This window comes from Bacillus sp. EKM420B (genome assembly GCF_011065565.1).
In the GTDB taxonomy this organism is placed as follows: Bacteria; Bacillota; Bacilli; order Bacillales; family Bacillaceae; genus Bacillus; species Bacillus velezensis.
Genome location: NZ_JAAMNX010000005.1, coordinates 70,409 through 85,774, shown reverse-complemented (window position 1 = coordinate 85,774; position 15,366 = coordinate 70,409). Strand labels below are relative to the sequence as shown.

General features: G+C 48.2%; 17 protein-coding genes and 1 pseudogene. 8 read left to right on the top strand and 10 right to left on the bottom strand.

Annotated elements, in window-relative coordinates:
- Positions 1 to 99: 99 nt before the first annotated feature.
- On the top strand, positions 100 to 615 hold the full coding sequence (locus G9F48_RS15550) for a type 1 glutamine amidotransferase domain-containing protein (protein ID WP_060562234.1): 516 nt from the start codon (positions 100 to 102) through the stop codon (positions 613 to 615).
- A 20-nt stretch (positions 616 to 635) separates the two neighbouring features.
- Here G9F48_RS15550 and G9F48_RS15545 read toward each other — a convergent pair whose 3' ends face one another.
- From G9F48_RS15545 to G9F48_RS15525, 5 genes and pseudogenes are all read right to left on the bottom strand, one after another.
- Positions 636 to 1,667, bottom strand: a complete 1,032-nt coding sequence (locus tag G9F48_RS15545; protein WP_153986651.1) for a LacI family DNA-binding transcriptional regulator — start codon at positions 1,665 to 1,667, stop codon at positions 636 to 638.
- A 137-nt stretch (positions 1,668 to 1,804) separates the two neighbouring features.
- The gene (locus G9F48_RS15540) at positions 1,805 to 2,689 is read right to left on the bottom strand and encodes a shikimate dehydrogenase (RefSeq protein WP_024085012.1); all 885 of its coding nucleotides are present in this window, start codon (positions 2,687 to 2,689) and stop codon (positions 1,805 to 1,807) included.
- Positions 2,690 to 2,754: 65 nt separating this feature from the next.
- A complete protein-coding gene (gene aroD / locus G9F48_RS15535; RefSeq protein WP_165409751.1) occupies positions 2,755 to 3,516 on the bottom strand; it encodes a type I 3-dehydroquinate dehydratase in 762 nt (253 codons plus the stop codon).
- Positions 3,517 to 3,542: 26 nt separating this feature from the next.
- A pseudogene (locus G9F48_RS15530) lies at positions 3,543 to 4,735 on the bottom strand (MFS transporter).
- A gap of 334 nt (positions 4,736 to 5,069) precedes the next feature.
- Positions 5,070 to 5,285 carry a DUF1128 domain-containing protein gene (locus G9F48_RS15525; protein ID WP_003155571.1) on the bottom strand — a complete coding sequence of 72 codons (216 nt, stop codon included), beginning with the start codon at positions 5,283 to 5,285 and terminating at the stop codon, positions 5,070 to 5,072.
- A gap of 155 nt (positions 5,286 to 5,440) precedes the next feature.
- Between G9F48_RS15525 and G9F48_RS15520 the strand changes: the two genes are divergently transcribed.
- From G9F48_RS15520 to G9F48_RS15510, 3 genes are read left to right on the top strand one after another with little or no spacing between them, the layout of a single operon-like run.
- Positions 5,441 to 5,914: a low molecular weight protein-tyrosine-phosphatase gene (locus tag G9F48_RS15520; RefSeq protein ID WP_012117078.1), complete on the top strand. Its 474-nt coding sequence runs from the start codon at positions 5,441 to 5,443 to the stop codon at positions 5,912 to 5,914.
- Between the two features lie 13 nt (positions 5,915 to 5,927).
- On the top strand, positions 5,928 to 6,254 hold the full coding sequence (locus tag G9F48_RS15515) for a hypothetical protein (protein ID WP_104843179.1): 327 nt from the start codon (positions 5,928 to 5,930) through the stop codon (positions 6,252 to 6,254).
- 11 nt (positions 6,255 to 6,265) lie between these two features.
- A complete protein-coding gene (locus G9F48_RS15510) occupies positions 6,266 to 7,105 on the top strand; it encodes a YihY family inner membrane protein (protein WP_033574984.1) in 840 nt (279 codons plus the stop codon).
- Between the two features lie 185 nt (positions 7,106 to 7,290).
- On the opposite strand, the gene G9F48_RS15505 is transcribed toward G9F48_RS15510, so the two are convergent.
- A complete protein-coding gene (locus G9F48_RS15505) occupies positions 7,291 to 8,469 on the bottom strand; it encodes an MFS transporter (RefSeq protein ID WP_014304624.1) in 1,179 nt (392 codons plus the stop codon).
- Positions 8,470 to 8,627: 158 nt separating this feature from the next.
- Here G9F48_RS15505 and cax point away from each other — a divergent pair, with 158 nt between their 5' ends.
- Both cax and G9F48_RS15495 read left to right on the top strand, forming a co-directional pair.
- A complete protein-coding gene (cax, locus tag G9F48_RS15500) occupies positions 8,628 to 9,683 on the top strand; it encodes a calcium/proton exchanger (protein ID WP_156736084.1) in 1,056 nt (351 codons plus the stop codon).
- Between the two features lie 70 nt (positions 9,684 to 9,753).
- Positions 9,754 to 10,548: a YfkD famly protein gene (locus tag G9F48_RS15495; protein ID WP_088005349.1), complete on the top strand. Its 795-nt coding sequence runs from the start codon at positions 9,754 to 9,756 to the stop codon at positions 10,546 to 10,548.
- A gap of 28 nt (positions 10,549 to 10,576) precedes the next feature.
- Here G9F48_RS15495 and G9F48_RS15490 read toward each other — a convergent pair whose 3' ends face one another.
- Both G9F48_RS15490 and yfkAB read right to left on the bottom strand, forming a co-directional pair.
- Positions 10,577 to 11,410, bottom strand: coding sequence for a mechanosensitive ion channel family protein (locus G9F48_RS15490; protein ID WP_015388541.1), 834 nt, complete (start codon positions 11,408 to 11,410; stop codon positions 10,577 to 10,579).
- A gap of 6 nt (positions 11,411 to 11,416) precedes the next feature.
- On the bottom strand, positions 11,417 to 12,538 hold the full coding sequence (gene yfkAB / locus G9F48_RS15485; RefSeq protein WP_033574988.1) for a radical SAM/CxCxxxxC motif protein YfkAB: 1,122 nt from the start codon (positions 12,536 to 12,538) through the stop codon (positions 11,417 to 11,419).
- A gap of 146 nt (positions 12,539 to 12,684) precedes the next feature.
- Here yfkAB and G9F48_RS15480 point away from each other — a divergent pair, with 146 nt between their 5' ends.
- Together G9F48_RS15480 and pdaA are read left to right on the top strand one after the other, a co-directional pair.
- Positions 12,685 to 12,870, top strand: a complete 186-nt coding sequence (locus tag G9F48_RS15480) for an SE1561 family protein (protein WP_003155558.1) — start codon at positions 12,685 to 12,687, stop codon at positions 12,868 to 12,870.
- Between the two features lie 100 nt (positions 12,871 to 12,970).
- Complete coding sequence (gene pdaA, locus G9F48_RS15475; protein ID WP_003155556.1) at positions 12,971 to 13,762, top strand: delta-lactam-biosynthetic de-N-acetylase; 792 nt, start codon at positions 12,971 to 12,973, stop codon at positions 13,760 to 13,762.
- A gap of 34 nt (positions 13,763 to 13,796) precedes the next feature.
- On the opposite strand, the gene G9F48_RS15470 is transcribed toward pdaA, so the two are convergent.
- Together G9F48_RS15470 and G9F48_RS15465 are read right to left on the bottom strand one after the other, a co-directional pair.
- Positions 13,797 to 14,657 (bottom strand): NAD(P)-dependent oxidoreductase, encoded by an 861-nt coding sequence (locus G9F48_RS15470; RefSeq protein ID WP_165409750.1) that lies wholly within the window; start codon positions 14,655 to 14,657, stop codon positions 13,797 to 13,799.
- A 50-nt stretch (positions 14,658 to 14,707) separates the two neighbouring features.
- Positions 14,708 to 15,355, bottom strand: a complete 648-nt coding sequence (locus G9F48_RS15465) for a hypothetical protein (protein WP_165409749.1) — start codon at positions 15,353 to 15,355, stop codon at positions 14,708 to 14,710.
- Positions 15,356 to 15,366: the final 11 nt, after the last annotated feature.

The window sequence follows — 15,366 nt, the reverse complement described above, 5'->3', positions numbered from 1 at the left end:
GTAAAACAGGCGGGCGGTAAACGCGTTACCTATGTTTGATGTTAGTGTGGCTGGGGTACATGGATTTATGTAGACTTCATCAAGCAGGAGGTAGTAACTATGGGTAAAAAAATTGCAGTTGTATTAACGGATTACTTTGAGGATGTCGAGTATACTGAACCTGCGAAAGCTTTTAAAGATGCGGGTCATGAATTAACCGTAATTGAACAGGAGAAAGGAAAAACAGTCAAAGGCAAACAAGGGGAAGCGGAAGTGAAAGTGGACGCGTCCATCGATGATGTGAATCCGAAAGACTTTGACGCATTGCTGATCCCGGGCGGATTCTCTCCTGACATGCTGCGTGCGGATGACCGTTTCGTCCAATTTGCCAAAGCGTTTATGGATGATAAAAAACCGGTGTTCGCTATCTGCCACGGACCGCAGCTTCTCATCAACGCGAGAGCATTGGACGGGCGCAAAGCGACAGGGTTTACATCAATCCGAATCGACATGGAAAACGCGGGCGCGAATGTTGTGGATGAAGAAGTCGTCGTCTGCCAGAACCAGTTGGTCACAAGCCGCACACCGGATGACATTCCGGCATTCAACCGCGAATCATTAAAACTGCTTGCGTAATATAAAAGCGGAGCGCCGTATCAGGCGTTCCGCTTTTTTTGTGAAGATTCCCGGATGACCAGCTCAGGCGCCAGAATAATGCGTTGTTTTTTGTGCTGGGCATTGGTGATTTTATGATGCAGCAATTGAGCCGCTTCTTTTCCCGACTGCCGCGGAAAGGAAGAAACGGTTGTAAGCGGGGGATAAGAAATTTCAGCTTCCGGCACGTTATCAAAGCCGACAATGTCAATATCTTCGCCCGGAACGAGCCCGGCTTTTCTGATCCCTTGCATGACGCCGAACGCGACCAAATCACTGAAGCAGAAAATCGCGGTCGGGCGCTCAGACCGGCGGAGGAGCTCCGTCACGGCCTCACAGCCTGCTTCGCGGGTCGGCGCGCTGTCAATGACATATTCATTTTTCACTTCCAGATCCGCTTCACGGAGCGCTTTTTTAAACCCTTTCATACGCTTCGTCCATGTTGATGAGTGCTTCACGCCGCCCAGAAACGCAATCTCCTGATGGCCTTTCTCAATGAAATGACGCACTGCCTTATAAGTGCCTTCTTCATAATCGGCTCCGACAAAATCACAGTCTGCATCGGCAATCTCCCTGACGGCGAGCACGACCGGAATGTCAAGCTGCTCAAGACGGGAAAGGGTTTCCTCAGCCGCACCTGAAACCGGACACAAAATCAATCCGCCGACCCTGTGCTCCAGCATGGTCGAAATCAGCTGCTCCTGTTTGGCGACGGAATCAAATGTCGTGCCTAACAGCACCGTTAATCCGACTTCCTCAAGCGTATTCTGAACGCCGATCAGAAACTCCGAGAAAAACGTATTGGAAATGTCAGTGATAATCAATCCTACCGTTGTGGACGTCTGTGATCGTAAATTCGCGGCGACCCGATCATATACGTACCCCAGCTCCCGCATGGATTGCAGCACTTTCTCACGGGTCGCTTCGGAAATTCGGGGATTGTTGCGGACAATTAATGAAGCGGTGGATGTTGAGACGCCGGCATGTTCGGCGACCTGCTGCAATGTCACCCGGCGTTTTTTTTGCTGTTTCATACGTCGCATTCCTCACTTGGTTTTTATTCGTTACATCCATTATAAGCGTTTTGGCGCATGAGAAGAAAGAGAGAGGAGGGGGAAAAAGATAAAGCGCCGGAAGACGGATTGTCCTTCGGCGCTTCTGTCACAATAGGTTATTCAAACATTTGCTCTTTAATATACTGAACCGGCATTTCACGGCCTGTCCAATATTCAAACGCCATGGCGCCCTGCCAAAGCATCATGCCGAGACCGTTAATGGTTTTGCAGCCGGCCGCTTGAGCTTGTTCAAGCAATTTCGACGTAACGGGGTTGTAAACGACGTCTGTCACAATCAAATCCGGACGGAGCATGGATGTATCTTCAATAACGCTCAAGCCTTCAAGCGGTTTCATGCCGACACCTGTTCCGTTTGTGAAAATATCGCTTGAAGCGATTTCAGCACGCAGCGCATCTTGATCTTCGAGCGGGAAGACTTTCGCTTTACAAGAAGATCCCTTCATTTCTTCATTGATGATGCGGACATTTTCTTCCGCTTTTTCGAAAAACGCGTCATTGCGGGCGAAAATAGAGATTTCTCCGAGGCCTTCCAATGCGGATTGAATCGCTATCGGAGTGGCGGCCCCGCCGGAACCGACCAGCGTCATTTTTTTCCCTGTGATATCGATGCCGTGTTCTTTTAAGTTGCGGACGTATCCCATACCGTCAGTGGAGTGTCCGATCAGTCTGCCGTTTTCATTAACGACTGTATTTACCGCGCCGGTGAATTTCGCTGAATCCGCGAGTTCATCGAGATAAGGGAGAATGTTCATCTTGTTCGGCATCGAGACATTGAAGCCTCTGACGTTTAAGGCACGCATTCCCGTTACCACATCTTCCAGCTGTTCATTGCCGACTTCAAACGCGAGGTAAGCGTAGTTCAATCCTAATTTTTTAAACGCCAGGTTGTGCATCGCCGGAGATAAAGAGTGTCCGATCGGTGTCGCGAATAATCCGATAAGCTGAGTTTTTCCGTTAATCCGTCCTAATTCTTTCTTCATGATGTATTCCTCCGTTAGTCCATTCATTTGTTTTTCAACCCGCTTTGAGGGCAGAAAAACGCTGATTACATATGTTTATTTAAAATGCTGAGTACGCTGCGCAATTCCTCAACGGGAATCTGCCCGGGCGCTGATGCTTCTTTGCCCGCGCCGAACGTGCACGCCGAGCCGAAGACTTCGCCGGCCAGGCGGCTGATCAGGCCTGTTCCCGCCATTGACATCGTGATGATCGGCCGGTCCGCGTATTGTGTTTTCATCGTGTGAGTGGCATCCAATAAGACGAAAACATCTTCAGTGCTTTGCGGCATCACCGCGATTTTCGGAATGTGCGCGCCGTACGCCTGCATGTTCCGCAGCCGGGAAATGATTTCTTCTTTTTTCGGTGTCTGATGAAAATCATGATTGGACATGACGACATATACGCCGTTATCTTCAGCGGTTTTCACAATGGATTTGACTTCCGCTTCTCCCGTAAACAGCTCAACGTCTGCAAGGTCAATGTGTTTTGTTTCGATGGCGGTTTTAAGCAATTCAATGTAAAAGCGGTCATCAATAACTTTATTTCCGCCTTCTTTATGGGTTCTGAATGTGAAAAGCAGCGGTGTTGCGCCTGCGGCTTTCCGCAGCTTTTCAAGCATGCCTTTTACGGCGTCCAGGCTGTCAACATGCTCGTATACATCCGCCCGCCACTCAATGATATCCGGGCGAAGCCCGTTGACGGCTTCAATTTCTTCGAGCAGTTCTTTCTCTCCGGCCGCCATCAGCGGCACAATGATCTTCGGAAGCCCTTCGCCGATGACCGTGTTTCTGATCGTGATAGAATGCATGATAAATCCTCTCCCTTAAAAAATAGTCAGGCTTTCATCACTTGCTTAAAGCGGATTCCGATAAACAATGCGAGAAGGGCGCTGACGGCCGCAATTCCGATATCAAGCAGAAAACAGGCGTCAGGCCGGCGGCTTTGGATATCGCTCCCGTTACAAGCGGAATGACAATAAAAGATAAGCTTGATGCTATATTAACAAAAGATGTGATCGTACCTTTATTTTTAGGGAATAAAACAGCCATAACCGTCATCGCCAATTGCAGAATGCCCGCAGTTGAAAGTCCGATGACAAAGGAACTGATGACTGATACGGCCGGCTGATGAATGAAAATCAGAGCAAGCAGCGCGATTGCCGCGATTACAGGGTACAGCACCATTACCGTAATCGGCTGAATCACTCTGTTTAACAGCACAGCCAGCAATAACACGGACACAAGCGCCCCGATGCTGTAATAGCTCAACAATTTGACGGCCTGCACCTCAGGCATGCCCAAAACGGATTGCCCGAACTTAGGAAGCCATACTTGAACGAGCATAAACAGCGCCGTTGATGAAAAGCCTAACAATATAATGGCAAGGCCTTCGCGCCATATCGACGGCTGTGATGTGAACGCGTCATCAGACGGAGAGGCTTCCGTCCGGCCGCCGTCTTCTTTTTGCTTATGATTCGGAAACGGAACTTTCAACAGGAAAAAGCCGTTCAGGAAGAAAATAATGCCCGGTACGAAAAACGTCCAGCCGTAAAACAAATGCCTGTCCGCAATAAACGCGATAAAAAACGGAAGCACTGTCGCGCCGATGGATACAAACGCTTTGATTAACACGGTTGCAGAGCTTGCGTTTTTCGGAAATCCTTCAATAAGCGCCGGATATGTCCCGGAATCCAAAAAGGAATTGGCGATCCCGGCGAAAATGGCGAAGATAAACGCGGCCGTATAGTTTGTCGAAAGCGGAATTCCGATTAAGAAAATCAGATACAGAAAGGCGCCCGACACGATAAACGGCCGTCTCCCGAATGTATCCGAAAGCTTCCCGGCAAACAGAAGCGAAATCAGCTTCCCGATCCCGATGGCGGAGACCAAATAGCTGACTCCGGCTGCGGAAGTATGAAGCTGTTTTGATAATGCCTCCATATTGGATGCGATAATAATATTGATCATGCCCAGCAGGAAATAGTTAATATAAAGACCCGCTGCCATTTTGGTGTATATGTTTTTCATGATGACATCCCCTAATGCGGTTAATAAAGAATTAAATTATTTTTTTAATTGATAAAAGCACAGCACCATTCCCCTTTATTGAACCACTGCCTTTCTTTGAAAACTGTTTGATAAAACGGTTGCATAGACAAACTTGAATAACGCTGATATCACAATGAGTATATCGTTCTACTAAACAAAAAAAGATAAGCAGCCCGCTCATTTAGTATATCGTTCTACCAAGTTCATAGTTACTATACTCCTTCTTTTTATATGTGTCAAACCGATGAACTTTTATTTTTTACTTTTTTAAATCAAAAAAGACCCGCCGTTTTTCGGCAGGTCTGACATGGGTTTATTTTCTGAGAGAGGCGAGCTCCTCGGCAATGGCCTGCATTTCACTCGGGCTGAATGATGCTTTTTTCATGACCATTTGATGAAGGTATGTAAGATCTTCTATTTTTTCATCACTGAAATCTTCCGCTCTGATGACGCCGACATTGAGCATGTTGAGCTTTTGCGAAATGTCTTCAATCATTTTGTTTAACGTTTCTGTTTGTTGGCTCGGCAAATTCATGCATCCTTTCATGACCGTTTTCGTACCCTTTATTCTAACAGAATTCATTTAGAATAAAAGCTTATTTCCACAGCCGCAGAAAAATTGCTAAGATGTTGATAAGGTTTTTGATCCTCAAAATGCGGGGAAAGAATAGGGAGGTTATCGATATGATACATGTGCTGTTTGTCTGTCTGGGAAATATTTGCCGGTCGCCTATGGCAGAGGCGGTATTTTCTGATATGGTGAAGAAAAACGGGCTGAACGGGCAGATTAACATTGATTCAGCGGGAATCGGCGCCTGGCATGCGGGAAATCCGCCGCATGAAGGGACAAAGGAGATCCTGAAGAAGAAAGGGATCAGCGCAAGCGGCATCACGGCGAGGCAGGTCCGTGAGTCTGATCTGACCGATTTTGATTACGTCATTGCGATGGATGCAGAAAATATCGGACATCTGCGCAGCATGGCAGGTTATAAAAAAGCGGCGCCGCGTATTGCAAGGCTGCTTGATTATGTACCGGAGTCGGACCTTGCCGACGTTCCCGATCCGTATTATACCGGAAATTTCAGCGAGGTGTACGCTTTGGTCGAGTCCGGGTGCCGTCATTTGCTGGAGACAATAAAGAAAGACCATCATTTATAAGGGGGATTGACCGATGAAGCAGACACGCATCATGGCAAAAGCGATTCTGATCGGCGCTGCCGCCGGCGGAGCACTGTCCTTATTACATAAGCCGACGAGAGAGGCATGTTTCCGGAACATGGACGCGTACAGGCGGCGTACGGCATTTTACCGAAAACATCCTGAAGCCCTGAAACAGCAGGCTTCTGCAAAACTGGATCAAGTGAAAAGCCTCGCCAATACCGTATCGGACGATCTGAGTTTTTTAAACGGGCAGATCACCAAGCTGAAGCAGACGACGCCGCAGGTCATTGACCTGTTAAAAGAAACGAAGGAGCATTTTTCGAAAAACGATCATTGAGGTGGGATGTCATGAGTTTTATAAAGGAGCTGTTTGCAAGGTTTTCTCTGCATGAAGGACAAAGTAAATCGGCGGAGCTGGCGTATTTTTTCCTGCTGTCATTGTTTCCGTTAATGATTTTCATGCTGACGCTCACCGCCTATCTTCCCATATCGGCAGAAGACGTGCTCGGGGCGGTCGATCAATACGCGCCCGACAGCGCCATGTCCATGGTGAAATCCATAACGGAGCAAACGCTGAACAAGCGCAGCGGTGGACTTTTGTCATTCGGGATTATCGCCGTCATCTGGTCGGCTTCGAATGGTATGAACGCGATTGTCAGAGCATTTAACCATGCCTACGAAGTCGAGGAAAACCGCTCATTTATCATCATTCGCCTGACCTCAATTTTTTTAACCATTGCGATGGTGGTTACGATATTAATCGCATTGCTTCTGCCGGTGTTCGGCAGAGAAATCGGAATGCTGGCCGCGGATTTTATCGGCGCCTCCGGCCTGTTTTTGCAGGTGTGGTCGGTTGTCCGCTGGGGTATCAGTCCGCTTATCCTGTTAATCGTGTTTACCGCGCTTTACATTTTCGCGCCGAATAAAAAGCTTTCCCTCCGTTTTGTGCTGCCGGGAGCCGTATTCGCGGCAGCCGGCTGGATTATCGTCAGTATGCTGTTCTCATTTTACGTCGGCACCTTTGCCAACTACAGCGCCACATACGGGAGCATCGGGGGAATTATCGTCCTGATGATCTGGTTTTACCTTACGGGAACCCTGCTGATTTTAGGAGGAGAAATCAACGCGCTTTTACATAAACGTAAAAAGCTTCCTGATGAAAATCCGTACCGCGGGAGCAAGCTATAGAGGAACGGATGACGTTCAAGCTGAAAAACGGAGGGAATCGGCTATGACCAAGCATACGAAAAAAGGCGGAAGCCATAATAAACAAAACTCAAAAAACGGCCCGAAGAATAAAACAAGCGGAAGCGCCAACGGGCAGAACGGATACCACTAGAAAGAAGCCGCCTGGCTCAGATCAGGCGGCTTTTTTATGTGGCCGGAAAAGAATGGGATTCGGAAGCGGGGCTGTGCTTTGTTTTCCCGAAGACGAGCGCAAGCCAAATACAGACCAGAATCACCGTAATAAAGTAAAACAAGTTGGCGCTTTCAAACCGCTGCATATACCAGCCGCCCGCCACCGGGCCGATCATGCTTCCGAGGCTGAAGGAAATGCCGCAGAGCAGGTTGCCCGCCGGCAGCAGATGGGACGGCAGCAGATCGCTCATATAGCTGATGCCGAGGGAAAACATACTGCCGACCGCCATCCCCGCCGTGAAAAAGCAGCAGCCGATGACAGAAGGCGACGGAAACAGTCCGGCCGTCAAAAAGCAAAGGGCACCCGTTAATAAGATGACGAGCAGAACACGTTTTCTCCCGAATCGATCGCTTAATAAACCGAGAGGGAACTGGAATACAATACTTCCGATGGCAAAAGCGGGCAATATCAGCGCGACGGCATCAACGGATATGCCTAAACGAAGGGCGTACACGGGAAAGCTTCCGTTCAGCGCCGTTTCTAAAAAACCGTACCCGAAAGCCGGGAGAAAAGCGACCCAGCCGAAAAGAAGGGCGCGGTAAAACCGTTTTGCGCTGTTGTCCCCGGATGTTTCATCCGGACCTTGCGCCGGGTACTCGTTACGTAAGGCAAACACAAACAGCCAGGCACAAAGACTGATACATCCGGATACGATAAACGGAAGGGACGGACTTGTTTTCACAAGAGGGACCATGAAAGGGCCGACAGCGAATCCAAGCCCGAAGGACAGTCCGTACAGCGAAATGTTTCTTCCTCTGTTTCGGGGCGTTGACTTTGAAGTCACCCACGTTTGGGTTGAAAAATGCAGCATATGATCCCCGATTCCGATAAGCAGCCGAAGAAAAAACCATAACCATATGGATTGAAGCCAAATAAAACTGAATAAGCTGATGATAACAAGAAATCCGCCCATGACCATCAGAGGTTTGAATCCGAGCTTGCGCAGCGGGGCCTCCATAAACGGCGACGCCAGAAGCACGCCGATATAAAGGCCGGTTGCGTGAAGTCCGTTTATGGCTGCGGATTCTCCGTTCGTTTCAAAAATGACGGAGATCACCGGCAGAAGCATGCCTTGGGAAAATCCGGAGATGGAAACAAGCAGAACCAAAATAAAGAAGTACAGTCGGGACATCGCGTATTTCTCCTTCTTCAGTATCTTTCTTGATCGTACACGGATTTTCCGCGTCCGGCAACCTGAAAATGCCAATTCGGGCTGCCGAGGAAGTGTAATTGAGGGAGTTTTTGAGAAGGATATAAAAAGACTTATTCGAAAAAAGGAGCCAGGCAGATATGAATCGGATTTTTTTCTTTACGGCTGCGGCGGGAGTTCCGCTTTCAGTCATCGGCGGCCTGATGCACTGGCCGTCAGCGGTTTTGTTTATTATTTATTGCTTGACGATTATTGCGCTTGCAAGTTATATGGGGAGAGCGACTGAATCTCTTGCCATTATCGCGGGACCGCGGATCGGCGGCCTGCTGAATGCCACGTTCGGCAATGCGGTAGAGCTGATTATATCGATTTTCGCCTTAAAAGAAGGGCTGACGGGCATCGTGCTTGCTTCACTGACCGGTTCGGTGCTCGGCAATCTTCTGCTCGTCGCAGGATTGTCGTTTTTTATCGGCGGTTTGAAATACAAGCGGCAGGAATTCAATATTCATGATGCACGGCATAATTCAGGCCTGCTGATTTTTGCCATTATCGTAGCTTTTGTCATTCCCGAAGTATTTTCCATGGATATGGGGGAGAAAAGCAAGCTAAATTTGAGTGTCGGCATCAGCATTATCATGATCCTTTTGTACGTGGCGGCTCTTTATTTCAAGCTCGTCACCCACCGCGGTGTTTATCAGCCGAATCAGCCGGAGGCAAAGAAAGAAGAGGAGCAGCCTGAGTGGTCAGGGAAAAGAGCGACGGCCGTCTTATTTATTTCAACTATTATTGTCGCCTACATATCTGAAAACCTTGTCCATACGTTTCATGCGGTGGCTGAACAGTTCGGCTGGAGCGAGCTGTTTATCGGGGTGATTATCGTCGCAATTGTCGGAAATGCCGCAGAGCATGCGTCGGCGATTATTATGGCGTACAAAGACAAGATGGATGTCGCCGTTGAAATCGCGGTAGGTTCGACTTTGCAGATCGCCATGTTTGTAGCCCCGGTTCTTGTGATCTGTTCCATCTTTTTTCCGGTCAATATGCCGCTTGTATTCACATTGCCCGAGCTTGTGGCGATGATATCATCCGTCCTTTTGATGACGATGATTTCAAATGACGGTGATTCGAACTGGTTTGAAGGGGCTACGCTCCTTGCCGCTTATGTCATTATGGCGATCGGTTTTTTCCTGCTTTAACCTGTAAAAAATGCGGATAACAACGATTGCGGAGGAAAAGACTAAAGGAAAATGCTATAGAAAGAGTGATATGATGAGAAAGCTGTTTCATGCCACACTGATTCTGCTGTTATCCTTTAGTTTTTTCGCAATGCCGTCTGCCGGTGCAAAGAAACCGTTTAAGGTTCCCAACTCTGTCGTAAGCATTTCAAAGGAAAATACGTATCCGAATGCTTCACAGGACCAGCCGATGCTTCAGCCGAGCAAACTGGCAAAGGAATTGTTAGATACATCCGAGATCAACATCGAAAATCCGCATCTGATAAAGATGCTGAATGAATCCTCGGTTTCCGGTTCACCGCTTGCCATCGGATATCGGGCGACAATATTTCTCGGGAAATGGGCGCTCGGCTATCAATCGAACGAAACGGTCGCCAACTGGGAATATAAAAAAATTAACACAAACAGAGCGGATAACCGGGGCGGACAGCAAACCGCGGTTATCTCATACGCCCAAGAACAGCAATACAAAATCAAAGGCGGGCTCACAGCGAAGGTGCCGAACGCAGAAGACGTAAAAAGTATGATGATGCAAAAAGCGATGAAGAAAACAAAACTGCCGCTCGCTTTTGAAACGGTTATCGGCGCAGGCACAAAACGCGATCAAACCTACAAAATTTCTCCGCAGCGGCTCGGCTACCTGCACGCCTACGCTCCGGCCGTTAATGAAAAAGGAAAAGTAACATACGGTGAAGTGTATTTGGTGCTGAAAGGAAGCAAGCGGAAACTTGTCGTCAAAAATGTGACTTCGCAAGGAATCGGGGCTTGGATTCCGGTTCAGGATCACGTCACATTCGGTTTTCAAATGACAGCGCAGCCGAGATAAATAAAAAAAGCTGATTCCGGTTCGGGAATCAGCTTTTTTGTGTATGATACATTTCCTCAAGCAATTGCACATTGTTGTTGTACAGCTCCCGGGCAAGAACGCGTCTCACCGCAAGGCTCGCCGAGAAGTATTCTTTATCTTGAACCATGCCTTTGACGGTAAATTCAATGCCTCTCGTCAATTTGTTCAGGCTCATGATTCCATGCACTTGAAACGGCTCCGTCGCATTGAGAAATTCATCCCGCTTCAGTGAATCGCGAAGCTCATCATTGAGCATGTCGCAGGCTTTTTCTAAGACGGCATATACCCGCTCGGGATCTTCCTTGTAACTGATCACGACGGACTCGGTAATCCGCATAAAATCAATGTTATAGTTTTGAAGCTGTCTGACCTCACCGTTTGAAATGGTAAGCAGCTTGCCGGTCCACTCACGGATCTGAAGGGAACGGAGCCCGATTTCTTCGACTGTGCCGTTGAACAGATTGTTAATCGTCACGTAATCGCCTTTATGAAGCTGGCGTTCGTATATCAAAAAGACACCGGCCAATATGTCCTTGATTAACGATTGGGCGCCGAAACCGATGACGATACCGGCAACACCCGCCCCGGCTAAAATTCGGCCGAAATCATGAACGAATAACGAAATGACGTAAAAGATAAAACCGATCGTCGCCGTATACTGGGTGATGGATCGGACGAGGCTTTCAATCGTTTTCCCTTTCCGTTCCTCCAAGAAATCTATGCGTTTAAATAACACCTGGACAAAGCGGTTGATCAGAAAAACACCGGCGTAAAGCACGAGAGCGACGATGATGATCTCAACCACTTTGCTTTTCAAAATATCCGTAATTGTCGTTTCCATCTTCTGTTAACCTCTGGCTTTTCGTAATGAAAAATCCGTGTCCTGATAATAACTGTTTTTGACAAGGACGTTCGGTCCGAGGCACCGGACGTTTGTGCAGCGGCAGTTCAGCTCTTTGCTCAGCTTCGTCTGTCTCCACTTGTCATATGCATCGGGAAGGCTGTCTGTTTTAATATTGCCGAGCGGCGGTGTATCGCCGAAATCCGTGACAATGATATTTCCGTCAAAAATGTTCACATTCAGGCGGGAGCGGCCGTCAGGGTCGTTTCGCACCGTAACGTTTTTCGCTTCCCGCAGGCGGCGGAGGAGCTTCTGGTCTTCTTCATCAGGGCTGCATGCGTAAAACGGGAGCGTGCCGAACAGCATCCATGTCTCTTCATCGCGAATGTCGAGCAGATGATGAATGGCCTGTCTCATGTCCTTCAGGCTGAGTGATTCAAGCGCGCTGGCGAAATCACTCGGATACATCGGATGGACTTCGTGCCGCTGGCATTTCATTTCTTCCGTAATCTGCCGGTGAATATGTTCAATATGCGGCAGCGTGCGTTTGTTCAGCATCGTTTCCGCTGAAACCATTACGCCTGCTTCGACCAGCGTGCGGCTGTTTTCAATCATTTTGTCAAAATAGCGCGCCCGCTGTTCAAATGTCGGTTTCTTCTCCATCATCGCAAATCCGATATCGGCAAAGTCCTCGACCGTTCCCCAGTTGTGGGAAATGTGAAGAACGTCCAAATAAGGAATAATCCGTTCGTAGCGCCCGATATCAAGCGTCAGGTTTGAATTGATCTGTGTCCGCACGCCGCGTTCATGCGCATATTTTAAAAGCGGGACGACGTATTCCTTTACCGATTTCAGCGAAAGCATCGGTTCGCCGCCCGTAATGCTGATCGAGCGCAACAGAGGAATTTCATCAAGCCGCTTTAATAAAAGGTCGATCGGCAGCGCATTCGGGTCTTTCGGCTGGAGCGTGTACCCGACGGCGCAGTGCTCGCATCTCATATTGCACAAAGTCGTCGTTGTGAATTCAACGTTCGTCAGTTTCATATCTCCATACTGGTCGACATCCATGTACGCTTCCCAAGGATCGTACTCCGGTGTGATCGGACGCAGTGTTGTGTTTTGTGTCATGACTATCTAACTCCTTTATAAATGGGGCATACTAACGTCTGCCAACTGTTAATTTTAGACCTGATCTGCCAAGATCGCAAGTAGCGGAACCATTGAAAAACGCCAAAAAATACGCTACCATTATAAAAAATGAATGGAGTGGAAGTATGGGGAATGCAGTAAACAGCAAAGATCAGCAGCTCGATTACTTAAAGAACAGACTCGATATGTTTATGAATGTCATTGATTCATTAGACCCTGAATCAACGGACGTTGAAGATATAGACCGGCTCATCGGCATGCTTGATGATCTGGAAGCAAAATACGAACGCTTTAAAAAGGATTGGGAATAACCCCCGGCGGATGCCGGGGTTTTTCTTTTTCCATAATGCGGCTGTATAAAAGGGCAGGGCCAACTGCAAAATAAGGAAAAATGCAGAAGGAGTGCTGGTCATGAAATGGTTTTGTTCAATTTGCTGCATGGCCGTTTTACTTGCGGGAGGCATCAACAGCGCAGAAGCCGTGCCGAATGAACGGATAAACTGGGGATTTAAACGCAGCGTCAATCATCAGCCGCCGGATGCCGGCAGACAGCTGGACAATCTGGTCAAAAAATATGATGCCTTTTATTTGGGCAATACGAAAGAAAAGACCATCTATTTAACGTTTGATAACGGATATGAAAATGGGTACACCCCGAAAGTGCTTGATGTGTTAAAAAAACATCACGTCACGGGCACTTTTTTTGTCACGGGTCATTTTGTGAAAGAGCAGCCTGATTTGATTAAACGGATGTCAAAGGAAGGCCATATCATCGGCAATCATTCTTTTCATCATCCTGATCTGACGACAAAAACGGGCGATCAGATTCAGGACGAACTCGATTCCGTCACGGAAGCTGTGTACAACATTACCGGAAAGCGGGACAATCTGTATCTCCGTCCGCCGCGCGGCGTATTCAGCGAATATGTCCTCAAAGAAACGAAGCGCCTCGGCTACCAAACCGTTTTCTGGTCCGTCGCATTTGTCGACTGGAAGGTTAACGAGCAAAAAGGGAAACAATACGCCTATGATCACATGATAAAGCAGGCGCATCCCGGCGCGATCTACCTTCTTCACACCGTTTCAAAGGACAATTCAGAAGCTCTGGACGATGCCATTACCGATTTGAAAAAAGAAGGCTACACGTTTAAAAGCATTGATGACCTGATGTTTGAGAAAGAAATGAAGCTGCCGCGCCTGTAGAAAACACCTCTCCTGGTAATGGAGAGGTGTTTTGTTATTTGACACATTTAATCAGTGCCGCCCAATCCAGATCCCCGAAGCCTTGTGCGATCCCGCTTTCAAAATGGCTCTTGGCCAGCTCGGCAAGAGGGAGTTTTGCGGAAACCTGTTCAGCGGCGGCGAGCGCCAGATTGGTATCTTTCAGCCCTAAAGACATTTTGAAACCGGCAGGCTCAAATTTCTGCTCGGCCATGATGGTTCCGTAATTTTGATAGACGGGAGAGCCAAAGAGCGCATTGGCGATTTCTAAAAATTGTTTTTGTTCTAAACCGAACTTCTCCATCATTAAGAATGATTCAGATAACGCCTCCAGCATAGAAACGAGCAAGAAATTGACGCTGATTTTCGCGGCATTGGCCGTTTTTGTTTCTTCACCCGTATCAAATACTTGCTGACTCAGGATGTTAAGCAGCGGTTCGGCCTTTTTCTTCGCTTCTGCCGGTCCGGCTGTGATGATGCGAAGCTCGGCCTTCTCGGCGGCATCGGGGCGGCCGAGGACGGGAGCGGCAATAAAGGACTGCCCTCTGCCCGAATGTGCGGCGGAGAGCTGTTCTGACAGCGCCGTACTGATCGTGCTCATTGAAATATGAATGCCGTTTTCAGATAACCCGGCAATAATGCCGCAAGCTCCGAACGTCACGCCTGTTACGGCTTCATCGTCTGACAGCATTGAAAGCACGATGTCCGCATGTTCAGCTGCCTGGCGGGGCGTTTCGGCATATTCGGCCCCTTTATCCAGCAGGTCAGCCGCTTTTTCTTTCGTCCGGTTATATACAGTCAGGCTGTATCCGGCTTTCATGATATTTTCGGCGATGGGGCGGCCCATATTGCCGAGTCCGACGATGGCGATCTTCATTTGACAGTCCCTCCAATGTAATGTTTTCCGCTATTATACATGCGAAATGGTTATTCTGCTGGGTACAGGATTGCCACTTTCAGTTCAGGTTCTGAAGACCATCCGGAGTCTGAGGCGGCTTTCCCCTTATAAAATCCGCTAAACCGCGTTTTGATGATTGTTTTTGAACGGGGTTTTACAGTGAACGTTTTTGATTTGAATGTGACGTCCTTTATGTTTTCTGATAAATCCGGCGTGACAGAAATGGTTTGTTCCCCTTTTCCATAATGATTGATATAAAGCGTGCAGCTCATGCCCGCTCTTTTTCGCTCAATCAGATGGCTGCATTCGCTGCGGTGCTTCAAATATTCGACAGCCTCTTTTTCGGGCGCGAACTGTTTTAAGGAAAAAGCGGCATATTCGGTGGCAGGACTGATACCGGAAGCGACCCCCATACTGAGAAAGATCAGAAACAGCCCCGCCGCGGGAAGCGTCCGCCTGAACGCGGCGGCACACCAGATTAACGCCGCAAAGTAAAGGACGACCCCGGGAATGACGGAGATATGGGCTCCGTCTTCAGACCAGGAAGAAAAGCCGAGCGACTCAAAGATGTAATCAGACACCGTACAGCCGTTATACAGCGGGGCAATGGACATGACACTGAATAGCAGGAGGACAGAAGAAATGATTTTGTGAGAAAAGATGGTAACGGCGCACACCTCTTTACGTT

What these genes read in the sequence shown, in the direction of transcription:
- G9F48_RS15550 (WP_060562234.1), top strand. Translation starts at nt 100, where the DNA reads ATGGGTAAAAAAATTGCAGTTGTATTAACGGATTACTTTGAGGATGTC.
- G9F48_RS15545 (WP_153986651.1), bottom strand. Translation starts at nt 1,667, where the DNA reads ATGAAACAGCAAAAAAAACGCCGGGTGACATTGCAGCAGGTCGCCGAA.
- G9F48_RS15540 (WP_024085012.1), bottom strand. Translation starts at nt 2,689, where the DNA reads ATGAAGAAAGAATTAGGACGGATTAACGGAAAAACTCAGCTTATCGGA.
- aroD (WP_165409751.1), bottom strand. Translation starts at nt 3,516, where the DNA reads ATGCATTCTATCACGATCAGAAACACGGTCATCGGCGAAGGGCTTCCG.
- G9F48_RS15520 (WP_012117078.1), top strand. Translation starts at nt 5,441, where the DNA reads ATGATACATGTGCTGTTTGTCTGTCTGGGAAATATTTGCCGGTCGCCT.
- G9F48_RS15515 (WP_104843179.1), top strand. Translation starts at nt 5,928, where the DNA reads ATGAAGCAGACACGCATCATGGCAAAAGCGATTCTGATCGGCGCTGCC.
- G9F48_RS15510 (WP_033574984.1), top strand. Translation starts at nt 6,266, where the DNA reads ATGAGTTTTATAAAGGAGCTGTTTGCAAGGTTTTCTCTGCATGAAGGA.
- G9F48_RS15505 (WP_014304624.1), bottom strand. Translation starts at nt 8,469, where the DNA reads ATGTCCCGACTGTACTTCTTTATTTTGGTTCTGCTTGTTTCCATCTCC.
- cax (WP_156736084.1), top strand. Translation starts at nt 8,628, where the DNA reads ATGAATCGGATTTTTTTCTTTACGGCTGCGGCGGGAGTTCCGCTTTCA.
- G9F48_RS15495 (WP_088005349.1), top strand. Translation starts at nt 9,754, where the DNA reads ATGATGAGAAAGCTGTTTCATGCCACACTGATTCTGCTGTTATCCTTT.
- G9F48_RS15490 (WP_015388541.1), bottom strand. Translation starts at nt 11,410, where the DNA reads ATGGAAACGACAATTACGGATATTTTGAAAAGCAAAGTGGTTGAGATC.
- yfkAB (WP_033574988.1), bottom strand. Translation starts at nt 12,538, where the DNA reads ATGACACAAAACACAACACTGCGTCCGATCACACCGGAGTACGATCCT.
- G9F48_RS15480 (WP_003155558.1), top strand. Translation starts at nt 12,685, where the DNA reads ATGGGGAATGCAGTAAACAGCAAAGATCAGCAGCTCGATTACTTAAAG.
- pdaA (WP_003155556.1), top strand. Translation starts at nt 12,971, where the DNA reads ATGAAATGGTTTTGTTCAATTTGCTGCATGGCCGTTTTACTTGCGGGA.
- G9F48_RS15470 (WP_165409750.1), bottom strand. Translation starts at nt 14,657, where the DNA reads ATGAAGATCGCCATCGTCGGACTCGGCAATATGGGCCGCCCCATCGCC.